At 44.4% G+C, this 23233-nt stretch carries 18 protein-coding genes; 5 read left to right on the top strand and 13 right to left on the bottom strand.

The features are described from left to right. Positions 1–101 precede the first annotated feature (101 nt). Positions 102–617, top strand: coding sequence for a hypothetical protein (locus CWC29_RS16470; RefSeq protein ID WP_128727211.1), 516 nt, complete (start codon positions 102–104; stop codon positions 615–617). Positions 618–666: 49 nt separating this feature from the next. Here CWC29_RS16470 and CWC29_RS16465 read toward each other — a convergent pair whose 3' ends face one another. The 6 genes from CWC29_RS16465 to CWC29_RS16440 form a co-directional block, all read right to left on the bottom strand. Next, positions 667–840, bottom strand: a complete 174-nt coding sequence (locus tag CWC29_RS16465; protein ID WP_162847788.1) for a hypothetical protein — start codon at positions 838–840, stop codon at positions 667–669. 225 nt (positions 841–1065) lie between these two features. After that, a complete protein-coding gene (locus tag CWC29_RS16460) occupies positions 1066–3612 on the bottom strand; it encodes a family 20 glycosylhydrolase (RefSeq protein WP_138524540.1) in 2547 nt (848 codons plus the stop codon). After that, a complete protein-coding gene (locus tag CWC29_RS16455) occupies positions 3602–4477 on the bottom strand; it encodes an ROK family protein (protein WP_138524539.1) in 876 nt (291 codons plus the stop codon). Before CWC29_RS16455 ends, CWC29_RS16460 begins: the two co-directional genes overlap by 11 nt. Before the next feature lie 6 nt (positions 4478–4483). Next, positions 4484–5749 carry an MFS transporter gene (locus CWC29_RS16450; RefSeq protein ID WP_138524537.1) on the bottom strand — a complete coding sequence of 422 codons (1266 nt, stop codon included), beginning with the start codon at positions 5747–5749 and terminating at the stop codon, positions 4484–4486. A 106-nt stretch (positions 5750–5855) separates the two neighbouring features. Next, positions 5856–7343 (bottom strand): tryptophan halogenase family protein, encoded by a 1488-nt coding sequence (locus tag CWC29_RS16445; RefSeq protein ID WP_138524535.1) that lies wholly within the window; start codon positions 7341–7343, stop codon positions 5856–5858. Positions 7344–7383: 40 nt separating this feature from the next. Next, complete coding sequence (locus CWC29_RS16440; protein ID WP_138524533.1) at positions 7384–10038, bottom strand: TonB-dependent receptor; 2655 nt, start codon at positions 10036–10038, stop codon at positions 7384–7386. A 284-nt stretch (positions 10039–10322) separates the two neighbouring features. On the opposite strand from CWC29_RS16440, the gene CWC29_RS16435 reads away from it, so the two are divergent. The 3 genes from CWC29_RS16435 to thpR all read left to right on the top strand — a co-directional run bounded on the left by CWC29_RS16435 (position 10323) and on the right by thpR (position 12631). Beyond that, a complete protein-coding gene (locus CWC29_RS16435; protein ID WP_128727217.1) occupies positions 10323–11189 on the top strand; it encodes a helix-turn-helix domain-containing protein in 867 nt (288 codons plus the stop codon). Positions 11190–11360: 171 nt separating this feature from the next. Continuing rightward, positions 11361–12083, top strand: a complete 723-nt coding sequence (locus CWC29_RS16430; RefSeq protein WP_138524531.1) for a helix-turn-helix domain-containing protein — start codon at positions 11361–11363, stop codon at positions 12081–12083. A gap of 29 nt (positions 12084–12112) precedes the next feature. After that, positions 12113–12631: an RNA 2',3'-cyclic phosphodiesterase gene (thpR, locus tag CWC29_RS16425; RefSeq protein WP_128727219.1), complete on the top strand. Its 519-nt coding sequence runs from the start codon at positions 12113–12115 to the stop codon at positions 12629–12631. A 3-nt stretch (positions 12632–12634) separates the two neighbouring features. Here thpR and CWC29_RS16420 read toward each other — a convergent pair whose 3' ends face one another. From CWC29_RS16420 to CWC29_RS16390, 7 genes are all read right to left on the bottom strand, one after another. Further along, entirely contained in the window at positions 12635–13240 is a 606-nt protein-coding gene (locus CWC29_RS16420) for a lysozyme family protein (protein WP_128727220.1), read from the bottom strand. A gap of 11 nt (positions 13241–13251) precedes the next feature. Beyond that, positions 13252–13998 carry a hypothetical protein gene (locus tag CWC29_RS16415; protein WP_128727221.1) on the bottom strand — a complete coding sequence of 249 codons (747 nt, stop codon included), beginning with the start codon at positions 13996–13998 and terminating at the stop codon, positions 13252–13254. Positions 13999–14021: 23 nt separating this feature from the next. Next, entirely contained in the window at positions 14022–15308 is a 1287-nt protein-coding gene (locus CWC29_RS16410) for a LysM peptidoglycan-binding domain-containing protein (protein ID WP_128727222.1), read from the bottom strand. A gap of 646 nt (positions 15309–15954) precedes the next feature. Then, the gene (locus CWC29_RS16405; protein ID WP_138524529.1) at positions 15955–17922 is read right to left on the bottom strand and encodes a TonB-dependent receptor; all 1968 of its coding nucleotides are present in this window, start codon (positions 17920–17922) and stop codon (positions 15955–15957) included. A 139-nt stretch (positions 17923–18061) separates the two neighbouring features. After that, positions 18062–18838, bottom strand: a complete 777-nt coding sequence (locus tag CWC29_RS24125) for a LytR/AlgR family response regulator transcription factor (protein WP_128727224.1) — start codon at positions 18836–18838, stop codon at positions 18062–18064. Between the two features lie 135 nt (positions 18839–18973). Continuing rightward, complete coding sequence (locus tag CWC29_RS16395; RefSeq protein WP_138524527.1) at positions 18974–20299, bottom strand: sensor histidine kinase; 1326 nt, start codon at positions 20297–20299, stop codon at positions 18974–18976. A gap of 11 nt (positions 20300–20310) precedes the next feature. Then, positions 20311–21723 (bottom strand): sigma-54-dependent transcriptional regulator, encoded by a 1413-nt coding sequence (locus CWC29_RS16390; protein ID WP_138524525.1) that lies wholly within the window; start codon positions 21721–21723, stop codon positions 20311–20313. Positions 21724–21972: 249 nt separating this feature from the next. On the opposite strand from CWC29_RS16390, the gene CWC29_RS16385 reads away from it, so the two are divergent. Then, a complete protein-coding gene (locus CWC29_RS16385; protein WP_138524523.1) occupies positions 21973–23226 on the top strand; it encodes an efflux RND transporter periplasmic adaptor subunit in 1254 nt (417 codons plus the stop codon). Positions 23227–23233 lie beyond the last annotated feature (7 nt).

Below are 23233 nucleotides of genomic sequence, written 5' to 3'. Positions count from 1 at the left end.
TTTATTTTTAGTAAATGGCTTCCTTTGTATAATCAATTACGCAAATACCCTCATCATCACTTATACTTTGTGCGCGTCAGTTGACAGGAACTCACAGTATAATGAACAAACTTATCCTTACCACTTTGCTTATTGTTAACACTTATGCTTGGGCTAATCAGCCCTTAAACGAAGAGCTTGAGGTCTTTTCGCCTTATCTTGGCACTTGGGAGTCTCGTTTTGAAGTGCCTAAAGGGCAGCCAGCAATGCGAGATGTTAGTCATTGGGAGCGTGCTCTAAACGGTACCGCTATTCGTACGTTACACTCAATCAATGACGGGGTGTATGGAGGGGAGTCATTAATTTTCTGGGATAAAAGTAAAGAGAGTTTAGTTTTTTACTATTTTACGACTGCAGGGTTTTACACCCAAGGTACGATGAAAGCCCAGAGCCAAAGTGAGTTTGTGGCTTACGAAGAGGTCGTCAATAACAAAGATGGCATTACAAAGGTGAAATCAACCAGTAAGTTTGAGGATGGTCAATTTACGGTGTCGACGCAATACTTTAAAAACGGTGAGTGGACTCAACCAGAGTCGCGCATTTATACGAAAAGCGACAAAAAAGTTAAATTTAAGTAAGCCTTAAAGTGCCTCCAATGAGGCACTGAACCGTGTTATTTACTCTCGATTAGTAAACATCAGGGCAAGTATGACGACCACATGTATTGGCAACACAATGCGTCAGTCTGTCTTGGCTGAATCGAAAACCACCACCTGCAACCTGTGGGGTCATTACTGCTGGTACAGTTTGTTTATCAGCTGATAGGGCTTTGATTTTCTTTTTATTTAACGATAATTTCATTTCAGTATTCCTTCTAAATCATAGGCTCATTTTGAGCTCATTATATTGTGTTTATGTCGTCTTTTTATTCTAATAGAACAAAAGAGTAACACAGTAACCAAGCTAAAACATATTTGTTACTTTTTCAACATTTTGCTATTAATTACATTTTATCAACGCCTTTTGGTGCTTGATAAAGGTGCTAAGAACTAAGTAGGGCTTAGCATCACATATCGATCTAATTCGTTATTTATTCTTTAAACTCAAAGCTCGCCCTTTGCGACCTGAGCTTGGGTGCACCGCTCTAAGCGCCTGTACTTGATTAAGTGAGGCATTGAAGGGCACCCAGTTTCCGTTTTCAAGTTGTGCTTCGATAACAAAACCTGGAATGGCGGTAAAAGCGTCGAGCTTTGCTCCAGATTGCTGTTTTGCAGCGACGACAGGGATGCGAAATTCAATTCCGGCTTGTGCTAATTTAGGTAGTTCTTGATAGCCTAAAATAGCCACGAATCTTTGCCAATCAGCTTCTCGCTGCGCTTTTAACTTAGCAGTAAAATATCCACTAGATTGGCTGTATATTCGGCCAGCTTGGTAGGGTAATTCCCACTCGGCATGGTGCCATGCACGCTCTGCAAGGGCTAATAGCCGTGGATAAAGCATGTATTCGGCTTGTGCATCACTGCGCAGCATTTCACTCCATAAGTGTCCTTGGAGCCCGGCAAACTTAACCCCTTTGTTTAGTGATGAGTCGCTGTCGTTGGCTATGTAGGCGTGGTGATTGGTATTTTTCCAGAATTCAGCATGTGCAGGAAGGTTGTCTGGCATAAATTCAAACATCTTCTTACTTTCAATAGCGCGGCTTGCCCAGTGATTACCACGCTCTTCTGGGTGAGATTGATATGGAAAGTCAAAGTAGGTTACATCAGGGCTAGACAAGACAACCTGCCAGCCCTGATTGGCGAAGCGATGCGCGACCGCGTGCCCGTTTTCGCTTAATGTCGCCCAAGCATTGCTCTGTACGTTTGCTGGCATATTTGCAGCACGTACATCACCTAAACCGTCGCTCCACCCTGCAACCTGTATTCCTTTTTTATCTAGTAACTTTGCGATCCGTTCAATGAAGTAACCGTTAAAGTTGGTAAAATCTTTCACGCTTGAGCGCAATTTTTTACAAGCCGGTGACTCTAGCCAAGCACCTGCGGTTTCATCGGCACCTATATGGTATGTATTGAGTGGTACACCCGCACGGTCATGCAGCACTTTTACTTCGCTTAATACTTTGTCGATAAAAGTGTAAGTGTTTGAAATACAGACGTTTAGCGTGTTGTCGTTGTAATGTTGAATGGAGCTGTAACGCGTTTTATCAGCAGCTTCGACTAATCGATACTGCTGTGCATTCTCTGGTTTGCCTTGTGCCATCAACTTTTTATATCGCGCCTCCATGGCGATGATTGCAGCGCGTGAGTGACCAGGCATATCTAATGAGGGTAACACCTCAATATGATGCGCCTTGGCATAGCGCAGGATCTCAATATAATCCTCAGCAGAGTAAAAGCCATTCACTTGCGCGTTTTTATCATTTCCTGCGCCTAATTGCGGCAATAGGCAGCGAGTTTCGGTCAAATCAAAACAGCGATAAGCGCCGACAGAGGTGAGTTCATCAAGACCGTCGATGGCTAAGCGCCAGCCTTCATCATCCGCTAAATGAAGGTGCAGTTTATTTAGCTTATACGCCGCCATCTGTTCAATGGTTTGTAAAATAAAGGCTTTGGAGCGGAAGTTGCGGGCAACATCGACGTGTAAACCACGAAAGTCATACCTTGGTGTATCAATAATATCCACCATGGGAATACTTAAATCATTAATATCCAACAGTCCCGCAAGGCTTTGTAGCGCATAAAATGCAGCAGCGCTGTTATTGGCTTGGATTGAGATATTATTTTCGGCGACCGTCAGTTGATAATGTGGGCTTGATTGCTGATTTGGCTTTACAGCGACATTAACTACAAGTCCGTCCTTGGTGCTTTTTACCCCGAGAGTATTGAGTCGCTGTTGTGCCATGGCGATAGCATCTGCTGAAACGCCTGAAAGTTGCAGATTAATACCGGCCGCTAGATTGAGGCGTCTATCGGACAGCATCGTCAGTTGTTTGGGCTTTGGTATCAGCCCAATTGCAGCATCAAGCGTTGGCTTCACTTGATGTTGATATAAGTATTCACTGCCCATCCACGGCGTGTCATCTTTACTGCTGGTTTGCAGCTGATTGAGCGTATCAAATGGCGCCAGATAAGGTTGTAGCTCAAGTCCTGTGTCGTTATCGCGCTGGGTTTGCGTGCTTTTGATCACTTGTGGGGTGAGCTTAAGCTGCGCGTCCGTTACAACATAGTTTGGCATAAATTCCGAGCGCGTAACCTGAGAATCCTTGGTATAAAAGCGCACGGTAGTGGGAGTACTTGAAAACCCACTAAACCCCGCCGCAGGCGTGATTTTGTGAATATCACCATTGATATGGGTGATGGCAAAGTTATCGCCCTCAACATGGTAAATCGGCATCAGTTGGCTAAAAAAGATAGCAAAGTCATTATTTGCCTTGGTATTTTCTTTAGCTACGCTAAAACTCAGCGCCGAGTAATAACACTTTTGTTGTGCCTTGGGGCAGGTGCTTGGCTTGCTATCAAGTAAGGTGTACTTTACATCAAGATTTTGGCCTAACCAGTTTACTGCGGTTTGGTCGAGCGCATAAAGGGGTGACGACACCCCAAAAAGTAGGGCCATAAGCCGATTAAACTTCATTGGCTAGTTCCTTGTTATCATGGTTAATTTTATTGTGTTGAAACAATCCGTATGCCCCTAAAAGTGGCGCGTGATTTAAGGTGCTTGGAATGACACGAACGGATTGATATAAAGCATTGCCAAGCAACTGCTGCATCTTGGCTTCAAGTGCAGCGTTAAAATAGTCATATGAATGCGTCACGGAGCCGCCAAGTACAATGACATCTGGATTCAGCACCATGACTACTTGCGCGAGTGCATGACCAACGTGACTGCCAAAAGTCTCAAATTGTTGTAGTGCAAATGGGTCGCCACTACGTGCTTGTTCGGCCAACCACCTCCCTTCAACTCCTTGTCGCCCAAAGAACTGTCCTGAAGCATAATCTTCAATAATTCCATCAAGATAGCTTAAGTTGCCCAGCTCTCCAGCAGCACTATGGTTACCCGTATATAAACTACCGTTAAGCACAAAACCGGCACCAATGCCTGTGCCAAGGCATACGCCAATTAGGTTGTTGGCATGGTGCTCACCATATAAGTATTCACCAAATGCAAAGCAGTTTGCGTCATTATGGACGACAACTGGCAATGAAAAGCGCTGTTCTAACAATCCCTTCAGAGGCACATTTTGCCAATTTGGAATATTTTGTGTTGTCAGCACCGTGCCGCTGTATACATCCAGTGTGCTTGGTACGCCAATCGCAATACCGGTTGCTTCGGCCGTTAGGTTTTCTTCGATTAAACGAATAACAAAGGCATTAACTTGGTTCAAGTTGGCCTGACTAGGCACCGCATATTGGCGTACCTGCTCGACCTGAGTGTGTGCAACCGAAGCCACAAGCGCTTTGGTGCCACCCAAGTCAATACATAACAAAGAGTGATTCATCGTAATTTAACTATTTTCATTTAGAGGTTGAGACAGCGTCTTTCGGCTATTGCCAAAAGTCTTATTTTTAATCAAAGGATTAGCCCATACACCAACACTCAGAATATAGCTAAGTGGCAGTAGGAGTAGCAGGGCAGCAAGCTGTAAGTTGTTACTCAATTCAGCCGCAAAACCTATGATGGGAGACATAAATGCACCGCCAATGATCCCGGTACATAAAATCCCCGTGATTGCGCCATGGCCGGTTTTGAATGAATTTAATGCCAGAGCAAAGATGACCGACCACATAATGGAGAGAAAGAATCCCACAACTGGAAAAGCAATAAGCGCCACGGTAGTGTTACCGAATAACGCACTTAACAGTGCGATAGCGGCGCCAGAGCTGAATAAAATCAAAAGCTTTTGTGCATCAATGAGTTTAAGTAGTGCCAGCCCAAGTAAACAACCTAAGGTTAGGCATAACCAGAATTCGCTCACCACTTTTGCGCCTTCGGTGGTTGGATCTAGGCCATGATACTGCTGCAAAAAGACGGAAATCAGGTTAGCTACACCTTGTTCTAGCGCGACATAAGCGGCGATGGCGGCAAAAAATTTCAGTACGGTTTTATCTTTAAAAAAGCCGATACTTTGTGACCAGCTCAGCTGCTGCTTTTTCTGCTCGGGTACCGCGCTAAATGGTGTAAATTGCGACAGCAATAGCATCACGATGCTCAGGGTAGCGAATACCGCATAGATACTTAGCCAAGTTTTATCTGCTGGGATAACACCAGACAGCGCTCCGCCAAATCCCTCTGCGGTGGTGACTTGAGACTGTAGTTTGCTATACATCAGAGGCGCGAGTGTCGCGGCAGCACCAAACATCAACTGCGCAAACACTGAAAGTACGGCAAAGTGTTCTGAACCACCGCTAGCGCGTAATAGTGGATTGATAGCCACTTGCAGCAATGCCATGGCACAGCCGAGCATAAACAACGCAACCATGGCAATGGCAAACGTTGGCATTAGCACAAAGGTCGTTGCGCCAATTGCAGCAAGGGTAAATGCAAGCTGCATAACGGTTTTTTCTCCAAAACGCTGAACTAGCAGTCCCGCTGGAATAGACATCACACCGTAAGCGATAAAAAAGGCGAACGGGAAAAACCCCGCGAGCGTTAGACCTATGCTGTAACTTTCTATTAATGCTGGAAAAATCGCGCCTAAAATATTGGTGATAAAGGACACCGTAAAAAAGGTTGCCAATACTAAGGCAATCACCAGGTAGCTTTTTTTCATGTTGTATTTCCACCTTCATTAGAGAGCGGGTGATGGCGTGGCGATCTCGCTTGTGGGCAGACAAACAAAAAGATCAAGGGGAATCTCTCCACCACCCGCAATTGGGTTATGCACGGAATGCTTGTGCTCGCTGTAATTGTTCCAGTGCAGTTGTATGGGCAGTAAAATGCTCATCACTAAGCTTTGTAAGGTAGGCCTTAGCCGCCTGTTCAATATGCTGTGGCGCTTGATCAAAGGGCATTTGGCAGGTGCTATCGCGATGATCCATGCCGCCAAGTAAGCAATACCAACTGGGACGAATATAGGGAGAGTGCTTCTTGTGTTGGTTGAGCCAAGCATCAAAATCAGCACCGCTACGCCAGTGTGTGAGCAGCTCATCAAGCTCGTTTAAGCTCAATGCTGCGACTTTCGCATCTTGCCAATACGGTGAATCTGCGCGCTTGCTGGTGGCGTAATGTGCCAGTACATACTCTTTAATACCGAGCACCAGTTCTGACAGTTGTTGATTGATGGCTTGTGCCTCAAGCTGTTGCGAAAGCAGCCTACTCAATAACTCAATGCTATAACCTGTGACCATCAGCGCGGTGGCTTCGAGTGGCTCAATGAAGCTCTGCGCGAGGCCAATAGCAAACACATTGCCTTCAACACAGCGAGCCATCATGCCCACTTTCATGGTGAGATGCTTGGCTTGTCCTTTATCGAGTTGCGCGGCTTGACGCAGTTGAGCCTCAGCCTCTTCGGGGGTGGTATGAGCGCTGCTGTATACGTAACCATGTCCGGTTCTGCCTTGTAGCGGGATCTGCCAGCGCCAGCCGCACGGCATCGCGATAGCAGAAGTGCTTGAAGGTAGCGGGTTTGTTTTAGCGCCAGCAATCGCGACCGCTGAATCATTGAGTAACTGATCGGCGAAGGAAATAAAGGGTACTTCGAGCGTTTTCTCTATCAGTAGGGCGTTAAACCCTGAGGCATCGACGTAAAAATCGCTTTTCACCTGCTCACCCGACTCAAGTGTCAGTGCCATAATTTCCCGTGCATGATGCTGTACGCTACTCACCGTACTTTGAATATGTTTTACGCCTCGCGCTAGGCTAAATGCTCTTAACCAATCTGCGAGTTTTTGCGCATCAAAGTGATAGCCGTACTCAAGCGCCCTTGGTAATGGGCGCTGTGGCAGTGGTGCTTGTTGCTTCCCGGCCAGTACTGCGGCTAAAAAGTAATGTTCGGGCTTATCTATATATTCGTTACCACGACGTCTGGCGTTGGCGTTGACAAAGTAGACTTCCGCTGTTTTGGCATCCATTTCAGAGAAGAAAGGATGGAAGTAGCTACCATTGTCGCCATTCCAATTATCAAAGTAGATCCCGGTTTTATAGCTGGCTTGGCATGCGGGCATCCAATCGCGTTCTTTCACACCAAGACTTTGCATAAAAAGCTGCAAATGCGGCGTTGAGCCCTCGCCAACGCCAATTCTGCCAATCTTTGATGACTCAATCACCGTAATTGATAAATTGGGTTGATGCTTTGCAAGGTAGGCTGCGCACATCCAACCGGCTGTACCACCACCAAGGATGGTGAGTGACTGTATTGTTTTCATAGGCACATGACCCCAGTCGCAAGGGACTGGGGCTCCGAGGTTAGAACTTATAGCTGACGCCAAGGTAATAGCGCGTACCAAATTCGATGGTGTTTTGCGTTAAGTTATATTTGGTGTCGTAAGATTGAATAACCTCATTGGTCAGGTTAACACCCTCTAAGCTGACATCCAGATTTTCCATCGCATGCCACACCAAAGATGCATCCCATTGTTGGTAGCTGTCGTTGCGTACGGCTTGTGCTGCACCTAGGCCAACCCACTCACTACGCCAGTTGTAGGCAAGACGTGCACTAAATTGCTCGTTTTCGAAAAATAGTGAGCCGTTAAATGAGTTTTCAGATACACCTGGCACCATTTCTTTTGCATTATCTGGTGTGGTGGTTTCACTATCCACGTAGGTGTAGTTAGTAATAAAGCCAAAGCCATTATCAAAGCTATGTTGAAGCTGCAGTTCTATCCCTGTTACGTCACCGTCTCCGTTACTACGTGGGCGTGTGACTCGGCATTGATCATATTTAGAAGGGTCGGTACCGCATCCGTCTACATATTCGATCGCTTCGGTAGAAAAGACAACGTTGTCAATTTTCTTCACAAAAATGGCTGCTGAGAACAAGGAAGCTTCGGTAAAGTAATATTCGACGCCAATATCCGCTTGGTCTGCTTCATATGGTTTAAGATTCGGGTTACCACCGGTGGCAGAACCAAAGTTGGCATCAATCGCTAGACCTGGCTTTAAGTCGTTGTAGTTAACTCGAGACATCACGCTAGAGGCGGCCGCACGGATGATAATATCGTCGCTGTAGTCATAAGCGAAGTTGATGCTCGGTAGCCAGTTGTCGTAGTCAACCGTTTCATCGAATACTGTGTTATCGACATAACCTGTGGACTGTTGCTCTGTATCCACATATCGCAAGCCGATATTACCGCGGAAGTTTTCACCACTGAAATCACTTTGCACATAAATAGCGAGCATATCTTCTTCAACATTGTAAGTCTTACCAAGGTCTTGTTGCTCGATTAATTCACCCGCCTCATATTTGCCAGTGATAAAATCCCACCATTTGTCTTCATCGATCTTGGCGTATGAGTTAAGGATATGTCCGCCTGTTTGCGAATGAAGATTGGTAAAAATACCATCACTCCAATTAGCTAAGCTGTTACCATCAGGAACAAAACCAATTACATCTGCTGGATTTCTTTGGAGTGCGATACGTGAAAATTCGTTTTTGTTTACTTTCACACCCGCTTTGATGTTCTTGAAGTAATCGTGTTCTAACATCCACTTGATATCGGCTTGTGCATAACTTACTTCATGCTCTTGAACTGTCGTTTGGAAGTTTGATTCATGAGCAAATTTGAGCTGGGAGGCATCGCTCGGATCTAACGAGTCAAACCAAATTTGATAAGGGCCTGTGGCATCATAAGTAAAGCCACCATCGGTACTATTTTGACCATTAGGGAAAGCTGGATCGCCAATTTTGTCTCCTTCATCGGTTGCTGGGATCCACCAACTTGAGGAGCCAAACTGCGTACCACCATCAGATGTAGATCGACCAATAACACCGCTTACCTCGAAAGTATCGCCGACGTATTTACCACTGAAGTTTAAGACATCGACTTCCATATTTACGGCGTTACGAATAGTAGGGTTATAGATAATTGATGCGTAAGCAGGTAATACTCTGGCACGCTGAGCGCCGCCTGCATCATTGGTTGCCACATCAGTCGTCCCTGCGCCACGACCAGTAACGGTAAGAAAGTTATGGTTAACATGTGGGTTGTCGAATTCAAAGTTGAAATAATCTACCGCAAATTCGATGTTATCACTTGGCGCAAATTGTGCGGTGAGCTGTGCGCTGGTGCGCTCTCGCTCAGCTCTAAATGCTTGTGAACCAATGGCCCATGCAGAAATATGATCGACTTGATTGGTATCAGGGTTAGCTTCAAACTGCTTAGTATATGAACCGATAGATTCTATTACATGGCGACCAGACGTTAACCGCTCAAGTGAGTAAGCGGCCAAAACACCAAACTTTTCATCATCACTCTTCCAACTACCTAAAAACGATCCGCTTAAATCATTTTCATCATACAAGGTAGAGCGGCCCATTTCTGCCGACACCATGTAAGTGTGTGCATCTAGGTCCAGTGGTTTACGTGTGACGAGGTTTACCGTGCCACCCAGCGCACCTTCTTCAATGTTTGCTTCAGGTGTTTTGTAGACGTTCACTGCCGAAACTTGTTCTGCAGACAACAACTCCATGTTAAAAGTACGTGTGGATGGCCCCAAATCATACCAGTCGGTACTGGCAACGGATTGGCCATTTAACAAAATGCGCGACTGCTCTGGTGCGGTACCACGAATGGTAACACCGCTGACTTCGCCATATTGGCGGTCTACCGTGACCCCTGAAATACGTTGTAGCGCATCACCAATGTTTTTGTCGGGAAACTTACCAATATCTTCCGAGGTGATAGCATCAACAATACCGTCTGCAAAGCGCTTGGTGTTCATTGAAGCTTCAAGCGAGCGGCGAATGCCTCTTACTTCAATCACTTCGACTTTTTCTGTTGCGCTTTGTTCTTCGGCTAATGCTGATGGTGCAGCGGTGAGTAACAGGGGTGAGAAGGTACTTGCTGTCACGATGGCGGCAAGTTTATTCAATTTAAATTGCTTCAACTTAGTTGTTTTCATTGTTCTGCCCATTGTTCCTATTTGTTGTTGGCAGAAGCTAGAGTATCGCCTTGAGTGTTTTTTAAGCGGTATATTTCTATCTACTAGTGATACTTTTCACGCTTAAATGAGCGTAATTTGACAAAAATACTTCACTGTACTCTAGGCAATCGCTATATTTCGATAGATTAGTATTGTTGAGTGATTGAATTTGCATGATGTGCAATTAGGTGTAATGAACGGTGGTCATAAAAACTTATAACATACCGATTTAAATAAGTTTATTAATGTAAAAGGAAATTGCTATGCGCGCGATGTACGAGAAAGTATTGCCATCCCCTGGATGCTCATGGCGTTATTGTCTGTATCAATTGCCCGAAATTCCCTTTAATTGGCACTATCATCCAGAATATGAGATTTGTTTGACGCTCAACAGTGTCGGTGTATGTCATGTGGGTGATCATATTGCCCCTTACGAAGACTTAGATTTGGTTATCCTAGGGCCTGACTTACCACATACTTGGCAGTCAAAACCGAATCCCGATCACTCCGCTCATGTTGTCCATGTTGCACAAATACCTGCGCACTGGTTGGAGTCTTTAGTGGCTCAGCACCCTGAATTACAAGGCTTATCTGAATTGTTAAATGCTGCGCGCCGTGGCGTCAAATTTCCTGTGGAAGTCGCAAGACAAGCGAAAAAGTGGTTCGAGCAAATCGCGGATGCCGAGCCGTTAATGCGCTTTGTGCTTTTGCTCGAAATGCTAACGCGGATGACGACATCGAACTATCAACATTTAGCCAGTAGCGGCTTTCGCTTTGACGCCCGCCATGATCCTGCGAAAGACAAGTTCGACCGGGTCATTGCCTATATCTATGACAATTACACCGACAAATTAAGCGCCGATGAGCTTGCACAGCAAGTGCACATGAGCACCAATCACTTTCATCGTTTCTTTAAAAAGCGCACGGAGCGTACTGTGACGGAATTTATCAATCAGCTGCGTATTGCCAAGGCCTGTAAACTATTAATTAGCTCAGCTTCTCCCATTAGTGTGATATCGGATCAATGTGGTTTTAATAATATTTCTAACTTTAATCGTCGTTTTCAAGCGTTGAAGGCGTGCACGCCTAGTGAGTTTCGCGCACGGCTGCACCAAAAGGCATTGTATTGATCTGAACGTGGGCTTGTTTATTATACGTTTTAATCAAAACTCCAATTCAAACCATGAATATTTCGTAATGCTATGATATTCATGCTTATTCCTGAATATTCAACTTGGTATTTATCAAGGAATTGCCAAGAATGTGCCGGGTCACAACAACAATAAACGAGGATGACCGTGATGACACTAGGACACTTTATAAAACAGATCCGGACACAAAAAGGCTTGAGCCAACCCCAGTTAGCGGAGCAAATGTGTGTTGAGCAAAGCTATTTATCTAAACTAGAAAACGACAAGTCTGTGCCTTCTAACGAGGTATTTAGAAAGTTACTAACGGCGCTGAATTTATCTTTAGACGAGTGTATGCAAACCCTTTCAACACAAGGAAAGCGTGAAGAACTAAGTCAAATACCAGACATCGAATATTGGTATAAGCAACACCAACAATCAAAACAAAAGCAATATAAGCAACTTGCGGTATTAGCTATTTTGCTAGTGTCTCTTGGTGTCGGGTTATTTTGGAGTGGCTACAAACAGATATTTTTTAGTGAAAAACTGTTTGAGTATGAATCTCAGGGTGTATTGCAAGCTGGCGAGCCCGTTGAGTTATACAACAAATGGCACGCATATCTCGTTCCTCATAGTAAGAATGGTGACCGTGAGTTTTTTGAGCAAGTTCAGCTTGCCATGGCGAAACGTTTAGACAAAAAAACGGTATTTTTCTCAGACTATAAAGGGGGCGCTTATACCGAATCGGTAACCGATGGTAGAAGGCACTATCGTTTTCAAGGCCCTAAATTTAGTGAGCGTGTAGAAAACGCCTGGTTGCAATTTGTTGGCTTATTATGCTTCTCTGCTGGGGTTATGCTAACTTTAGTAGGGAAACGGTTAGTTAAGCCTTAGTTTATTAAGCCTTAAGGTAAAGGTGTAAGATGCAAAAGCGATTATTTTTTGGTATTGGCATGGATGACGACACTCGAGCACATATCGGTCAGTGGCTGGTGGATAGCGTGAGTGCCAGTAAAGCCAATACACAACCAAGTAATTGGCATCTTACACTGGCGTTTCTTGCCATGGTGGAGGAATCAAAAGTTGCTGAGCTTTGTGATTTTGCCAGTAGTTTATCTGTGCCTAAATTTGCACTCACCTTTAGTGACTATGGCTACTGGCAACACAATGGCATTTTTTACTTTAAGCCCGAACAAAAACCACAAGCTTTGCTTGATCTCGCCAATCCATTACGGGCTTTTGGAGAAAAATGCGACCTCTATCATAACCCGCATCCGTTCTCTCCACATATCACGCTATTTAGAAATTGTAAGCCAGAGCCGACTGTGGCAAAGCCAATAGAGCCCTTTTCGCTGACGGTAAAAAAATTTCACCTCTATCACTCTCACCGCAATGAGCATGGCTTGATTTACGACCCTATTGAGTCCTTTTTTCTGAACTGACCTTTAAGATAACCAACGCTTTAGCCTTTTAACCAAAGTTTCGAACCAAGTCAGTTGATAGCGTTTGTATTTATCGCACTTGAGGAATAGCTTTTTGGTGGCTTCGTTTCGTGCTGGGCTAATATGTAGACGGCTACACTCTTTACTTGCGCTGTGCCAATCTTGTGCGCTGACGGCTTTAATCAAATTAGGAAAGGCCAAAAATAACTTACTGGTACCAAGGTTATAAGCCATATCCAGCAACGCAATCTTAGCGGGCGTCGGTAATAGTTGATAAGGAATGCTGCCAGCATCTTGCTTGGCAAAAAAATGGATTAAGTGCCGCTCAAATTCTTTAATCTGCTCTATGAGGTACTTTTTAGAGGCCTTGGGCGACAACGTTAGCTCGGTATGTTGAGCATACCAAGAAGCTTTGTAGCCGCTTGGCTTGTACTTTATATTGCGATATTCATCGCGCTTTTGTTGTAGTGTTGCAGAGCGTTTGGAGCGCCTATCTCGCATTGGTAATTGGCAGAATTGCTCAACACTTTGCATGTGAAAGCCAACACCAATCGTTGGATTGGCATTCACATCTAGGTACAAATGTAGCACTTCACCTTCAAACTGCATGAGGTGCGTGATTACTCGCTGATAGAATTTATCGGTGTCATTGAACAACTAGGTACCTCAGTGATCACTGCTTTTTCATTTGTGGTATAGCACTGTTTTAGTATAGAACAGTAGCAGGCCTCTGCCTTAAAATTCATTTTATGGGCATCTATTTTATCCCATAAGCCACGGTTAAAATTACTTTTTGGCATAGTGAAGATGTTGAAAGTGTCACCATCTGCTAGCAAGATTTTTTGTGGTGCACTGGAAACATACCAACCAAACTTTTTTAGATAATTGATATTTGATTCTTCGTCTTGGGCATCTCTAAGCGCTGCTTGATAGGCGTTAAGGTTGCAGCAAGCGTCCATAAGCTCGGTTACATCAAAGTAATTTTCGCCATCAAACTCGTACTTAATGTAGTGGATTATGGCAGGCCCGGTCCCCGAGTTACGGATGTCTACTCTAATCGTTGCTTGAGTGGAGTCTAGATCAAAGTTGCTATAGCTAAACTGTAGCCAAGGCCAGGTTTCAGTTTTTAGCTGCTTTTCGGCCGCGGAAACCTGCTCTTGAGCAGCCTTGGCTTGCAGATAAGTGGCATAAAACGACGCTGCTGAGATAAACATAGCGCATAAGGCTAAAATGGTGTTCATTTTAGAGCGAGAGAGTTTAAAACTACCTCTCGCTTGTCTTGAGCTCGGTGCTGGCGGGCGCACTCGCTCCGTGAGTCTCTCTTCGGTAACATCTTCAGAGTGAGAGTTATTATTATGGTCTGACATATTTATCCAAATGATATTACGCTTTAAGGCGACAGAAATACCAGTAACGTATCTCCAATTTTCAATCTATCTGTCGATAGCTGATTCCATTGCTTTAGCTTTGTGACGCTGACATTAAATTGTTTCGCAATGCGCCATAAACTATCGCCGTGTTTTATCTTATAGTCTAGTTGTTTGTCAGCTAGTATGGGCAAAATTAGCTTTTTCCCTGCACGAATACGGTCACTCTTTAATTGATTAAAGGCTTTTAACTCGGCGACGGTTAGCGAGTAGCGCTTTGCAATAGTGCTGAGAGAGTCTCCGCGGCGAATTGTATAATGTTGCCATGTATCTGCGGGCATTTTTGGTAAGTCTGTGAGCATGGTTTGCCACTCTGATACGCGCGCGGTGGGGACGACAATATGCTCAGGACCACCGAGTAATGCAGGAAAACGTGCATAGCCTGGGTTCAATACTTCGACCTCTTTCCAGCCTTTAAGATCAGATAAAATGGCTTGCTGTTCGAGTTTAATAACGCTGATTAGCGAGCGATTAGGGATCTTAGGAAACTTCATCAAGTCATGCTTTAGCAGCTGTGATGCCGCAAGTAGCTTTGGTACGTAGTGGCTTGTTTGGCGCGGTAACTTCAAATGAAAAAAGTCAGTTGGTTTACCTGCTTTTTTATTACGTTCAATAGCCGCAAGCACTCTACCTTCACCCGTGTTGTAAGCGGCAATGGCATGATACCAATCGCCATCAAAACGTTTGTGGAGATATTGCAAAAAGTCCAATGCGACGCGAGTCGAGTCTACGATATCTTGGCGACCATCATACCAAGCGTTGATCTTGGCGCCATAATGCTTAGCAATTAGCGGCGTTAGTTGCCACAAGCCTGAAGCGTGCTTGTGAGAGTAGGCGTGGGTATTAAAATCGCTTTCAATTAGTGGCATCAACGCAAGTTCAATTGGCATATCACGCTTTTCGACTTCTTCCACTAAGTAATAAAGTAGCGGCGCTGCTCGTTCACTGATGGTATCCATATAATTTGGATGCTTGAGATACCAATCAATCCGTTGTTTTACACGCTTATCGTTGGAGTCGGCAAAGCTGAGCTGATCTTTAATACGTAGCCACAAATCATCTGTAGCGAGTGGATCATACGATGCTTTAACTACGGTTTCAGCTTCGTCTTTGACTGTATTTTTTGGTTTGTTTACGACAGGTCGCACGGAGTTATCTGGCGTAGGTTCATCCTGTTGAGGTTGCTGTATTTGGCTACAGCCATTTAGAAGCAAAATTGCTGCAAGTAATGGAGTGATGAGGTTTTTCATAGAGCCTTTTTTATTATCCTTTTATTATACAGTCCAATGAGGCATCTGAACCGCATAAGATTGTATATAAATTCGGTGCAAATGCAAAAATAGGCACCTTACCTGTTGCGGCTGTGTAGTGTAGAGCGATGAAATGGATACAAAATGAACTTTAGCGTTACAGCATTTAGCATTGATTAATGGAATTAACGCAATAACACTCGGTTACTTGGTAATTGCGTCTGCTCACTTACTCAAGGCGTAGTTGTTGCTTAAATCGTGTTTTATAGGTTCTCGAGAGTGTTAATACTTTCCCACTTTGCAATGCGATTTCACTGTCACCACTGGCGAGCGGCGTAATACTCACAACCTTAGAGACATTAATGGTATTTCATCTTCATTGCTTAGTGGTGTTATTGGGCGTGCTTCGCCAAGTATATGAGAAATACTAAATCGATAACCAGTTATAACGGCAATAAAGAACACCAAGCTCCAAGCATCTTTTTGATATTAATAGATAAGTTCAAACCAAGAAAGATGAAAGTTGTAATCTAGTTGCAAACTAAAATAAATCGTTTCACGTAATAACACCATGCTGCTAACACGGCCAAAACAAAATAACAGTGAGGCAATAAAAGTGGGGCTAATAGGCGCGATTAGTATCGGCCTACCAACTACCACTGAGCGTAAACGCAAACTCCGGTGGTACACGTTCACGAATCATTTCCACGGCGCTTACGCTGCCCGCCCGTGAGGCGTTGTGATACAGGCGTCGATATTCGTATCTAGACGTTAGTGGCGAAGCTTCTAGGTTGAGCTTAACTCGCTGGCTTACTTGAAGTTGCGCTTGCAAAGCCAATTGCAATGAGCCTGACTCAATAAATTGTTCGTCTGGGTAATATTCGCGATAACTATCCCCACTGGAAATCTCTACGCTCCAAGAAAAACGGCTAAAACCTTGTCGAAATAGCATGCTAGCCCTATGTGGAACAGTTCCGTTAATCGCACGCTTGCCTGTGAGTATGTCACGGTATGATGCGTCTCGATAACTATAATCAAGATTGATCTGGCTGTTGTTGATCCAGCTTGATAAGTCTAGATTAACTGCACCATCTAGCCCCCAAAGTGTGGCATCCCCGGCATTTGCAATTATGCTTTCACCTCGATTATCTTGCTGATATTCATGCACATCTTTTTGCCACTGATAAAAAGGTTTAACGTTAAAACGCCATATTTCACCTTCTTCAATATCAATTTGCAGCGCAAGTTCAGTGTACTGCATAGGCTTTATTTCAAGGTTGCCAAACTGTAAGCGGCCAAATCCTGCGTTGAGCTCAGGTAAAAAAAGTGAAAAATCGAGCTGTTCCACCTCATGCTTTAAGGTGGTTGTAAACTGAGTGCTTTTTGTCGCGTCATAATTTAATCGCACCAGCGGCTTGGTGATGAGGTGCTGAATATCTTCACTCTTACTGCTATTGGTCGAAAGTGTAGCCTGCTCGGCTGCCAGTTTGCTGTATAACCGCCATTTGGGTGAAAGCGACCAAGTAAAAGCAGCAAAGGGCTCAAGACTTAGCTCTTTTATCGTGCTGTGTAACTGCTCCTTGGGTAATAGTGTGTTGGCATTTACTCGATTAATACTGGCCTCAAGACCATACTCCGAGACAGTGTCGTTTACCATCAGGCGAATTACTCGCTCGTCAGTACGCTTATACTGTGTAAAGCTCGGTGTTGAAAGTTGCGCAGAGAGACCATCAAGCATGTGTAACTCATTCTTTTGTTTTGAGTAGTAGCCTGTAAGCTGTGTGCTCCAGCGCTGACCTTGCCACTGTCTATCGATAGACATTTCGGTTGTGTCTGCTTTATCGCGCTCTTGCGAAAACGCAGATTCAATATCGCTGGATGAAGTTGGTGTGCGGTACAGCCATTCGTATTGCGACTGCAAGTTGTCTTTTACAGCCTGAACATTGAGCGTTAGGGCGCCATCCTGCATGGTTTTGTGGCTGGTAAGTGAGAGTGTTATTCGCTCACTTTGCTCTCTAAATGTTTCTTCGCTCTTTTCCTCGAGAGTATTACTAGACGCAAACAGTTGACCTTTATTGGTACTTTTAAATGGCTCATCCTGAGCTTGAATATGGCCACTATGCGTCCACTGCCCTTTAGGTAAGATAAACCCTGCCATTGCCGTGATGCCAATCGAGGAGCTGGCGTTGAGTGTGCTACCTAGTTGCCAATTATAGGCATTGGTTTTTTCATCACGAATGACGTTAACAACTTGATTATATTGCTTAAGTGAAGGGAATGGGTGGTGGCTTAGATAAACTTCTAGCGCAGTAATTTGATCAACGGGAAGTTGTTTTAGATACTCCGAGACCGACCCGGACTTTACGCGGATCTCCATACCATTTAATAAAATATTGGCTGAACTACCACCGAGACCGCGCTCACCATTTTGCTCTAAGAGTGTGAATGACGGTAAGCGCTCTATGACTGCAAGTACATCTTGTGCAGCAAATTGTTGCAAAGAATTTCCAGTGTAAACACTCGGTTTTAAGTTATCCATATTGGCGTAAACGCTGCTACTTATGACGCTCATTAAAGCGTAATAGGCTGCCGTGGAGGGATGAAATCGTGTCATTGTTCCTCTGTGAATAAAAAGCTCTCCATTGCGCTATTAAAAATAAAAAAGCAGATAAAACAAATTATTAGGTACGTAAGGTGGTTCTATGGGACGGATCGACGGGACACCGTAAGCGGGTTCACGTCGCTCGCTGGTGTTATGCAGCCTGAGAAAGCGTATCAAAGCGTGACTTCAAAGCCTTCTTATAGCCTTTACTCAAGCTAATTTGCGCGCCCGTTGATAACTTGATGATGGCATTACCTGACGCTTTGGTGATGATACGCTCAACATAGGCCAGATTAACTAAATAAGAGCGGTGGGTGCGCACAAATAGATCGGTGGGCAGCATGGCTTCAAACTGAGATAGGGTTGCTCGTTTGAGGTATTGGTGTGACTCGGTATGAATTTCAACATAGTTTTTAGCAGCCACTATGTGCACTATGTCTTTGATCTGTACAAATGACTTATCGCCGCCTAAATCCACAAGCAAACGTTGATTTATCGCGATGCTATTGTTTTCTTCGTTGCTTTCAATACGGATAAACTTGTGCCAAATCATAAAGCAGACGTAGATCACCAGCGGATGTAATGGCGCAAAATAATACAAGGTATAGGGAATATCATCGCGATAAACGAGATAGTCGAACCCAGCTTGTATAGACATGCTCAGTACGAATAAAACCGAGCAGCAAACAAGGTAATTGCGCCAATATACCTTATTCTGTTGGCTGAGTTTATTTAGCCATAAGAAGAGAATTGGCGTGTAAATATACCAAAGCCCCCATTCCTGCAAGGCCCACCAGATCGGGTTATTCAGCCGCTCACTTTCTATCTCAACCCAATCGTGCAGTAAGTCGATTGCGGTTAAAAATATGATGACGGCGGTCCAGCCAACTCCAGTAATAGTAAGAATAGGTTTATATACGGTGTGCACGAACTTTTCCCTAAATTAGATACTGTTAGTTTACCGACTTTTTATAAGTTCACAAATCCTCAAGGATGATTTGGCCTGTCGTCTTATTTACCTTGAACTAAAGGTAAGCTGTGCCTTACCCATGGCTCAGGTTAGTTAACCAAATACACATCTAAAGCAGGCGCCTTGCTCGCGCTGAAGGTAAATTAAGTCGCCGCCATGATTAATCATGATTTGTCTCGAGAGGCTTAAACCGATCCCAGAGCCTTGCTGTTTAGTGGTAAAAAACGGTACGAAAATCATGTCGACGACATGCTCGGCAATGCCAGGGCCATTATCGCTTATTTCTATATAGTGCTGGCCTGCGTTATTTGCTCCAGTTTTCAACACCACTTGGCGCGCGTTTTGCTGACTTGAGTCATTGTTTTGCCGGACCGCCTCAATGGCATTTTTGGTTAAGTTAATAAGCACTTGCTCAATCTGAGCTGTATCTAACATCACCAGTTGAGAGTGGCTAATATCAAGCTGTAAGTCTATGTTTGCTTGATGACAGCTTTGTTGATGTAACTGATAAATACCCTCTACAAGCGGCGCAAGCTGGGCAGGTTGCAGCGCTGGGCTGGGTAAATTACTCACCGTTCTAAAACGGGCGATAAAAGCGCCCAGATACTCAGTGCGTTTTGCCAGTGTTTGCAACGCTAATGCGAGGTCTTGTTTATCTTCTTCATCGTCAAAACTCAATGTGTCGGGCAAGAGTCCCTCACAGGTTTGTGCAATGGATGACAGAGGTGTAATAGAGTTAGCGACTTCGTGCGTAAGCACTTTGGTGAGGCGTTTATAGGCTTGCTGCTCTTTGTTTTGTAAAGCATCTCGAATAGATTGTAAGGTGACAATTTTACGAATTTGCCCTTGGATCTGTGCTGAAGTTATTTGTATAGACAAGTTATCTTGTTGTTCGCCATACTGCCAATTTGCTATCGTTTTCAAACTGTTATCGCATTCATTAACCAGTGGTGCGATATCTTCTAAATCTTCGCTGTGATTAATGGGTTTACCGAGTAGCCGGGTTACCGCTGGATTTGACTCTATAACCTTCCCCTCGCTGTCGAGCACCAAAACCGCTAAGTCGATATGCACTAACAAGGTTTGTAAAAAGTGAGCCTGCTGCTCGGCGCTCAAACGTGCGCTTTGGATCCGCGTTTTTATCTCTTCTAAGTGCTGCCGCATGGGGTGATGTTGGCTTAATCCTAAGGAGCTATCGCCATTGGCTAAAGACTTAAGTACAAAACCCATATGCTTGTTTTGCTTGTTAAATTGGAAGTATAAGGTTGAAATAAACGCGATGGTAATAAGGGTGATCAGCAGCCAAGTTGCCGAAAATCCACCTTGTATATACAAATATAGCGAGAGGCTACTGGAAATTACTAGGCCAATGATAGTAAAGAAAAAAATAAGGGTGGGGTGGTGAGCGAGGCGGGTCATTTCTTTCCTTCCTACAAATCGTACTTTTCTAAGCGACGATACATTGCCCCTCGGGTTAACCCGAGCGCTTTGGCTGCGTTTGAGACATTGCCTTGATAATGCTTGAGCGCTGCACGCACCGTACGTTGCTCAATCTCTTCAAGGTTGAAAGTACCCTCAAAAGTGAGTGCATTGGGGTCCGAGGTATCCTCCTTACCGGCTTGCGCCGCCGAGTGGTTAGTACCAATTACAGTACTGATATCTAAAAACTCGGTTTCACTTAAGATCACCGCACGCTCGATAGCATGTGCGAGCTCTCTGACATTACCCGGCCACGGATAGGTTTGTAAACACTGCATGTCGCTGCTATTTACCTCAAGCTGCCTTTTATACTTGTGGCAAAAGTGCTCTAGGTAGTAGTTTACGAGCAGTGGAATATCGTCGGCACGTTCGCGAAGCGGTGGCAGACGGATCTCTATGGTATTGATCCGATATAATAAATCTTGCCTAAAACGACCTTCATCAACCGCTTGTTGCAGATTGTCGTTGGTGGCACAGATAAGTCGTATGTCCACTGAAATGGGCTTATTGCCGCCCACAGGAGTGACTTGTCGATTTTGTAGCGCTGCAAGTAGCGTTGTTTGTTGGTTCATTGGTAGGTTGCCCAATTCGTCCAAAAACAAACTCCCTTCGTGTGCAAGCTCAAAGCGACCGACCTTATCGCTTTTCGCATCGGTAAACGCCCCTTTTTTATGACCAAATAGTTCGCTTTCAAACAAACTTTCGGAGATAGCGCCCATGTCTAAGCTGATAAAGGTCTTGTCGTGGCGCATACTCGCCTGATGAATGGCGTGGGCTGCAAGCTCTTTGCCCGTGCCACTTTCGCCAGTGATCAAAATGTTGGCATCAGTGAGTGCTGCGCGTTCTATAGTACTAAACACCTTTTGCATTACCTGGCTTTGGCCTAGAAAGGCAAATTGATGGCTACCACTAGATTGATTGAGTGCCTGATTTAACCCTTGTGCCTGACGAGTGAGCTTACCAACTTGCTGCTTGTCTTTGGCATGGGCAAATGCGGCGGCAACCGCACCGAGTAGTTGGTCATTTTGCCACGGCTTAGCGATAAAGTCGGCGGCGCCTGCTTTTATCGCATCGACAGCAAGTTGAATATCGCCATAAGCGGTCATTAACAGCACCACGATACTTGGGTCTTGTTCGACAATTTTCTTTAACCAATAAAAGCCTTCTTTGCCACTAATGGCATCTTGGCTAAAGTTCATGTCGAGCAAGATCACATCTATTTGCTGCGATGTAATCTGCGCTTCTATATCAAAGGGGTTATCTGTGGTGATGATGGTTTGATAATGCTTTTTTAGCAAAAGCTTTGCTGCAATTAATATATCGCTGTTGTCGTCGACAATTAATATGGTGCCTTCCTGCTTCATATCCTGATCGCTTTATTTTTCTTTTAGCGTACCGCAATCGTTTACACTTCGTCTACGAAAAGTGTTCATTTATGGACACTTTGTGATTTTTGATGTGTTCTATTTCCGGACACTGACTATTCTTGAAATATAAGATTTTATATTTAACTTATTGTATTTTAATGAAAAACAAATCTTGGCACGGTGCTTGATATTAGTTACGCATATTCGATAAAACGATTTAACTGACTAAGAACAAGAGGCGTGATTATGGATAAGAAAATAGAGCGTTCAGGATTACAAAAACATCTTAAAAAAGCGGTGGCAGGTGGTGTACTACTGAGCATTGCTGCAGCGGCATTGGCATTCAATAACACTGCCTCTTCAGGTCGTAGTCAAAATCTCGTGCTGAGTAGCCTAACGGTGAGTACTGTAAGCAAGGGAGCGTTTGTGGACGCACTAAGCTTGCGTGGTCAAGTCGTACCAAAAACCACTATTTACTTAGATACCATCGCGGGTGGCCAAGTAGAAGAGCGTTTGGTGGAGCAGGGTGAGTTTGTTGAGGCAGGTCAGCCATTAGTGAGATTGAGTAACACCAGTTTACAGTTAGACGTGATGAGCCGTGAGGCACAAGTAACAGAGCAACTTAACTTCCTGAGAAACACCCAAATGACGATGGAAACCAGTCGGCTTAATCTACGCCGTGACTTGCTGGAGATTGACCTACAAATTAGCCATTTGGAACGCCGTTATAAGCAATCTAAACCACTCGTTGAGAAAGGCGTACTGGCAACCGACAGACTATCTGAAATTGAGGACGATTTACAGTATTACAAGGCCCGAAAGGAGCTGACGTTAGAGCGCCAAACGCAGGAAAACTCTATTCGTAAAGTGCAAGTCGAACAGCTAGAAGACAGTGCTGAGATGCTACAGAAAAACTTGCAATTTGCCCGTAAAAACCTTGAAAACCTACTGATCAAAGCGCCGGTATCGGGTTATTTGAGTGAGTTGGATGTTGAAATTGGTGAGTCAAAGAGTAAAGGAGCGCGGTTAGGCCAAATTGACATTCCGAATGAATACAAGTTGGTCGTGCGCCTTGATGAGTTTTATTTAAATCAAGTACAACCGGATATGGCAGTGAATGTGATGTTAGACAGCGGCTTAGTCAGTGCCAAGGTGAGCAAAATTGATAGCCGTGTAACACAATCTCAATTTCAGGTAGAAGTGGCGCTACCAAGCGGTCTTAGCGACATCAAACGCGGCCAAAGCCTAGATGTAGAACTGATGCTTGGTGGTAACAAAGAAAATGCCTTACTGCTAAAGCGAGGTGCCTTTTTTACAAGCTCTGGCGGTAATTGGGTATACGTGTTGGCAAGTGATGGCAAAACCGCTGAGCGCCGTGACATTCGCTTAGGCAAGAAGAGTCAAGATTATTACGAAGTGTTAGATGGGCTATCGCAAGGTGAGCAAGTGATCACCTCAAGCTACAGTAACTTCGACAAAGCGCAACAACTCAATTTCTAAGGATATA

Source organism: Pseudoalteromonas galatheae (assembly GCF_005886105.2).
Lineage (GTDB): Bacteria > Pseudomonadota > Gammaproteobacteria > Enterobacterales > Alteromonadaceae > Pseudoalteromonas > Pseudoalteromonas galatheae.
The sequence above is the reverse complement of the archived record's forward strand: the minus strand, read 5'-3'. Positions and strand labels throughout refer to the sequence as shown.

Bases quoted from the DNA above. Each gene is read 5' to 3' on its own strand.
- CWC29_RS16470 (WP_128727211.1), top strand. From the start codon at position 102: ATGAACAAACTTATCCTTACCACTTTGCTTATTGTTAACACTTATGCT.
- CWC29_RS16465 (WP_162847788.1), bottom strand. From the start codon at position 840: ATGAAATTATCGTTAAATAAAAAGAAAATCAAAGCCCTATCAGCTGAT.
- CWC29_RS16460 (WP_138524540.1), bottom strand. From the start codon at position 3,612: ATGAAGTTTAATCGGCTTATGGCCCTACTTTTTGGGGTGTCGTCACCC.
- CWC29_RS16455 (WP_138524539.1), bottom strand. From the start codon at position 4,477: ATGAATCACTCTTTGTTATGTATTGACTTGGGTGGCACCAAAGCGCTT.
- CWC29_RS16450 (WP_138524537.1), bottom strand. From the start codon at position 5,749: ATGAAAAAAAGCTACCTGGTGATTGCCTTAGTATTGGCAACCTTTTTT.
- CWC29_RS16445 (WP_138524535.1), bottom strand. From the start codon at position 7,343: ATGAAAACAATACAGTCACTCACCATCCTTGGTGGTGGTACAGCCGGT.
- CWC29_RS16440 (WP_138524533.1), bottom strand. From the start codon at position 10,038: ATGAAAACAACTAAGTTGAAGCAATTTAAATTGAATAAACTTGCCGCC.
- CWC29_RS16435 (WP_128727217.1), top strand. From the start codon at position 10,323: ATGCGCGCGATGTACGAGAAAGTATTGCCATCCCCTGGATGCTCATGG.
- CWC29_RS16430 (WP_138524531.1), top strand. From the start codon at position 11,361: ATGACACTAGGACACTTTATAAAACAGATCCGGACACAAAAAGGCTTG.
- thpR (WP_128727219.1), top strand. From the start codon at position 12,113: ATGCAAAAGCGATTATTTTTTGGTATTGGCATGGATGACGACACTCGA.
- CWC29_RS16420 (WP_128727220.1), bottom strand. From the start codon at position 13,240: ATGCAGTTTGAAGGTGAAGTGCTACATTTGTACCTAGATGTGAATGCC.
- CWC29_RS16415 (WP_128727221.1), bottom strand. From the start codon at position 13,998: ATGTCAGACCATAATAATAACTCTCACTCTGAAGATGTTACCGAAGAG.
- CWC29_RS16410 (WP_128727222.1), bottom strand. From the start codon at position 15,308: ATGAAAAACCTCATCACTCCATTACTTGCAGCAATTTTGCTTCTAAAT.
- CWC29_RS16405 (WP_138524529.1), bottom strand. From the start codon at position 17,922: ATGACACGATTTCATCCCTCCACGGCAGCCTATTACGCTTTAATGAGC.
- CWC29_RS16395 (WP_138524527.1), bottom strand. From the start codon at position 20,299: ATGACCCGCCTCGCTCACCACCCCACCCTTATTTTTTTCTTTACTATC.
- CWC29_RS16390 (WP_138524525.1), bottom strand. From the start codon at position 21,723: ATGAAGCAGGAAGGCACCATATTAATTGTCGACGACAACAGCGATATA.
- CWC29_RS16385 (WP_138524523.1), top strand. From the start codon at position 21,973: ATGGATAAGAAAATAGAGCGTTCAGGATTACAAAAACATCTTAAAAAA.